Annotated in this window: 2 protein-coding genes and 1 pseudogene; all 3 read right to left on the bottom strand. The window is 57.8% G+C overall.

Annotated elements, in window-relative coordinates:
• On the bottom strand, positions 1 to 456 hold a 456-nt coding region (locus ACXJ5O_RS23390; RefSeq protein WP_457301994.1), incomplete at its 3' end, for an isocitrate lyase/PEP mutase family protein.
• Positions 457 to 998: 542 nt separating this feature from the next.
• Positions 999 to 2,122: pseudogene (locus ACXJ5O_RS23385) on the bottom strand (DUF1254 domain-containing protein); the annotation flags it as partial.
• 339 nt (positions 2,123 to 2,461) lie between these two features.
• Positions 2,462 to 2,909: DUF1214 domain-containing protein (locus tag ACXJ5O_RS23380; RefSeq protein WP_457301993.1), on the bottom strand; the 448-nt coding region annotated here is incomplete at its 5' end.

The following is a 2,909-nucleotide window of genomic DNA, read 5'->3' as shown; positions in this document are numbered from 1 at the left end:
CTCACAGCGCGCTGTCAGCACAAAATCATGGGAGAGAGATCGGCGCGCCTCCACAGCGGCCTCGATGCGCTCGACCGCTAGCRTGAAATCATAGATCGGATCATCGCGCCGACCGGTATGATCTTCGAGGGAACACCCGGCGAGGCCAATTCCGGCAGCAGCTTGGATTGTCTCGGCAGCACTCTCAGGACTGTCGCCAAAGCCTTTTTCAAGGTCGGYTGAGACAGGGAGGGGTGTTGCTGCCACGATGGTTCGGCAATGGTCCAAGATTTCCTTTCTCGGTACGGTTCCCTCCGCGACGCCTAGAGAGAAYGCCATGCCAGCGCTGGTGGTGGCGAGTGCGGGAAAACCCAAGGCAGCCAAAATCCGGGCGGTCCCAACATCCCAAGGATTGGGAATGATGAACGCGCCCGGTCCTTTATGCAATTTGCGAAATGCGGTACGTTTGTCTTCCATCTTCTATCCAATCCTGGTGCTAGGCCCGAGCATTGCACGACCGCTCCTGAGATGACGGTCCACCTTTTGTGGCAGAGTGAAAAATGGGAGCATGTCAATACGCTTGGATTGTTCTCCATCACCAGAAGCGACAGGTTTTTATCCGGTTTGACGGCCCATTGGGCACAAAAGGGTAGCCTGCCTTATCCAGCACGTTATCTGGAAAGACGCACATTCCGATAAATTCAAACAGTTGGAAAGATCAGAACGCCAATCCTTCCTTCCTCCCTCCGGTCGCCGGCGTGTCTGAAACCTATCTGCTCTTAAAGCGCGGCCGATCGAGCAGCTTTGCCAAGCCCAGGCAGCAGTATCAACGGACGGAGGGCCATATGAACTCCCGATCATTGCTCTCGGACGTGATGACCTGATCGCCTTGTCGTTAGCGTTCCCTACCTGACGAGTTCGATCTCGCCCGGCTTCCAGGTTTTGTCGAACCATGCCTCCAGCGGGCCATAGAGGCGAAGGATCATGAACCAGCCCTTGTCCGGAATTGTCTGCACCCAGTTGTTCTCCATTCCTGCCGGGGCCCTAGGTCCGAAGTAGACATCCACCGAACCATCCGCATTGACCTTGACCCCTTGTTCTGGCTACTGACGCTTGGAGCTTGCTGGTTGGTTTGCACCATCGAGCGGGTCTGGTTGTCGTAGACGATGACCGACCAGAAATCCTTGACCGGGATATTTGGCGGCAGGCGTAGCTTGTAAGTCTTGCCGCCATCAAAGGGATTGCCGTTCGCATCCTGTACCGACCAGGGATATTGCGAGCCCCGGCCCACCATCTTCTCCTCCATCGCCGGCGTGACGCCGATGGCAAAGTAATAGTAGAACACAGCACCGTCCAGGTTGCTGACACCGGGCGCCATCTCGAACTTGTAGCCGCCGAAAAACGGCAGACGCCACGTACTGTCCGGATAGAAATACGCATCCTTCGAGCGAATCTTGAAGGCGATCGTCCGCGCAGTCACAGCGCCGATGTTGGCCGCGTCGGTGAGGATCTTCTTCATCCGCTCATCGGGATTGAAGGGCTGGCCCTTGACGATGCCGATCGAGGCGAACAGGCCCAAGGTGGTGGGATCGGAACCGTCCGCCGGCTCTTCCTGGATGACCTGGTTCAACAGACTCCAGAACGAGTAGTCACCCGGTGCGACGAAGTTCGATGGAATTCCGGAGGCATTGACGAATTCCATCGGCGGCGGGTTGGCGGCCTCGTCCAGGCGATAGATCCGCAGGTCTTTCTTGACCGAGTCGACCCCCGGTTGGGTGGAACCGTCCACAACGAAGGCACGAAAGACGAGGTAGCTGCCGAAGGTGCTCGGCCGCACGACGTGATAACCCGGTGGTATGTCGCCCTTGAATCCAGGCGGCAACAGGAGGTACTTGCCGCCCTCGCCCTTATCGGCCCCGGTGATACCGACGTCGGCCACCCACTTGTACCAGAAGTCGTCGACCATCCCCAGAACCTTGGGCGGAATCTCGGCCACCAACGGTCCCTTGCTCGTGTCGACCCAAATGTAGTTATAGATCGTGTTGTCGTTGGCCGTCAGCTCTACGCTTCTCGGATCGACCAGATTTTCCCAGATTACGTCGGTCTGGTTATCAGGCCCGAACTTGCGTATCGAGTCGCGCATGCCGGCCTGATTTACGATCGGAATCGCCAGCAGATAGGCCTGTAGCGCGCGCGAACGGTCCAGGTTTTCGTAGATTTTGTCAACGGTATCGGCCGACGGGTAGCCGTAATTGAGATTCAGCGTCCCGATCGAGGACTCGATCTTGTCCGGCACGGGAACGCCCGATGCGAAAGGCGTCGTCATTTTCATCTTCGGCGCTGTATCGGCCGAAGTGGTGCCCAAGCCCATCAGGAGCATTGCGGCGGTGGCGCAAAGCAGTCTCGTCATGCGTATCATAGTTCGCTCCTCGGTGACGGCGCCTYATCGGGCACCACACATCAGCACGGTCGGGGATAATTATTACGCCACATTGATACCGGGCGGCTGCCATGTCCCTTTGCCCGCCGGCAGGATCGAAGGCGGTGTAGGATTCGGCCAGTACAGGCGCATAACGAGATAGATTGTGTCATTGGGCGCAGGCAGCCAATTTGCCTCCTTGTCCGCGCCGGGGCTGTCTTTCTGGATGTAGAGGGTGAGTGAACCATCCTCGTTCTTCTTCATACCCGGCAACATCGGCGAGTTGATGAGGTAGCGATTGATCGGGTTCTTGATCAGGAGTTGGCTCTTGCCGTCGTACATCGTCACCGACCAAAACGCATTCACTGGCGGCAACTGGCCGGGTGCGAAGGTGATGGTGTACTTGTGCTTGCTGCCGTCGAGTGGCGCACCGGTCGCGTCCGTTCGGGTATAGGGGTACATGGCTTCTACGGCATCGTTGCCCAAGAGACCGCCCTTAGCAGCGCCTGCC

This window comes from Phyllobacterium sp. P5_D12 (assembly GCF_054049495.1).
This window is presented reverse-complemented; position numbering and strand designations above follow the sequence as displayed.